Origin of the sequence: Pseudogracilibacillus amylolyticus (SeqCode), from assembly GCF_051918545.1 — a bacterium.
Taxonomy (GTDB): Bacteria; Bacillota; Bacilli; order Bacillales; family Amphibacillaceae; genus Pseudogracilibacillus.
The window spans coordinates 1-1,855 of sequence record NZ_JBPPZG010000310.1; the positions used below are offsets into that span (position 1 = coordinate 1).

At 33.0% G+C, this 1,855-nt stretch carries 2 protein-coding genes; both read left to right on the top strand.

Going from position 1 to position 1,855, the window contains the following annotated elements; genetic code table 11:
- The coding region (locus ACPYKA_RS20055; RefSeq protein WP_479543957.1) for an SDR family NAD(P)-dependent oxidoreductase at positions 1-264 on the top strand (264 nt) is incomplete at its 5' end.
- Between the two features lie 556 nt (positions 265-820).
- The coding region (locus tag ACPYKA_RS20060; protein ID WP_479543958.1) for a hypothetical protein at positions 821-1,855 on the top strand (1,035 nt) is incomplete at its 3' end.

Below are 1,855 nucleotides of genomic sequence, written 5' to 3' on the forward strand. Positions count from 1 at the left end.
ACAAGTGCATACAGTGCATCAAAGTTTGGCGTATTAGGCCTGACAGAATCACTTGCAATGGAAGCGCGAAAATCTAATATTCGTGTTACTGCACTTACGCCAAGTACGGTTGTGACTGATTTGGCAATTAATCAAGGTCTAGTGAAAGGCGATGAGGAAAACGTACTTCAGGCAGAGGATTTAGCTGAACTTATCGTGGCACAGCTGAAATTAAATAAACGAGTATTTGTGAAATCTGCAGGACTTTGGACGACAAATCCTTAATTTTTTTTATATAGCTTTGGTGGGTAAGCAGAGATTGATAAACAAAAAGTGTGAAATTAAAATTTTGAAGTGATCAGAAGTAATCGTTTCTCATTATTTAGGGAGACGATTACTTTTTTATCACTAAGGCATATTGAACTAAATAGATGGATAATTTTACCGTACCATTTATCTGTTTCTTTCTACCTTTGTGATAGTCTTGCATAATTATTGACTGACTATAAGGATGATGTTTATTATTTATACTTTGAAAAAAGATGAAAATATCGCCGAACAATTCCTCACCATTGCATCCGAATAGGAGATAGAAGGAGACGAAGCGTTCAATTCGTTTTGATGAAAATCAGCTAGAAGTAATAGGGACTTTGGAACGGAAAATGAGCGATCATTTCCAAATAAAGACAATAGGTCTCAAGATACTGATCTTTTTTTAAAGAGCATATAAAGGTAAAACAGGTTCTAAATTCCTGCGTCTTTATCCTCTTGAGAAAATGTTGGCACATTGATTTACTAAGATAGTATGGGGATTTTTTGGAAAAAAGACAGGGAGTAGATGATGAACATGAGAAAGTTCTTTATTATTATTTGTTTAATAATGGTTTTGACAGGGTGCAGCCAGCTTATGGATGATGTCCTCTATAAGTTTACAGATGGTGAACGAGTTTCGAAACAAGTTCCGGATGAAGATATAGAAAATTACGATGATTCGGAGATGGAAAGAAATAATAATTTAATTGATGATGAAAATTTTTTGGATGAACGTGAAGCAATTGAAAATTTTATGGAAAAGCAACGAGAATTGTTAAAACCGGGTTTTATTAAAAATGAAAAAGATATGATTGATATGCAATTAGACTATATGCCTATAGATGGTATGTTAAATTATTCTGCTTATTATGAAGGGAGTCAAAATGTCCCAATCATCTTTTATAAAGGAATGACAAATATTAGCGAAAAATTTCTTGAAGATCGATACAGTGAGTTCCAAGATAAAAAGAAATTGGACCATGATAAAATTGATGGTATGTACGGTTTGATGGGTGACTCTTACCAAACCTATGATATGTGGGGGCAATACAAAGGAAATGTGTACAATATTGGAATAGCGAAGGAAAACGACGAAACGAATGAAAAATTAGTTGAAATGATTAGTCAAACATTAAAAACAGAAGCAGAAGGTGCTTACGATCCCCTGTATAGTATATTTTCTATCGATATGGATAAAGTTAAATTCCCTAAACTAAATAATGATTACTCGGAACTTAGCACGTTGTCAATTAATTATTTTGGGTATGATGATAAATTGTCGCTAGATGTAAATTATCAAATCGGTGGCTATGATTCAATTAAATATTCTATATTTGAAAAAGAAATAACGTTGCCTGATTACTATAAACCAATAGATGACGTAGAGACTGAAAATGGTGTAAAAGTTACGATATACAAAGAAGACGATCGAGATAATGAAATTTTCAAATGGACAGATGGTACTTATTTTTATGAGCTAAACTTTCGGAAGCAGGATAAAAGTTTAGTTAATTCAGCAGATATTCTTGCAATTATTGATTCTGCGATGGAGGATGAACGAGAA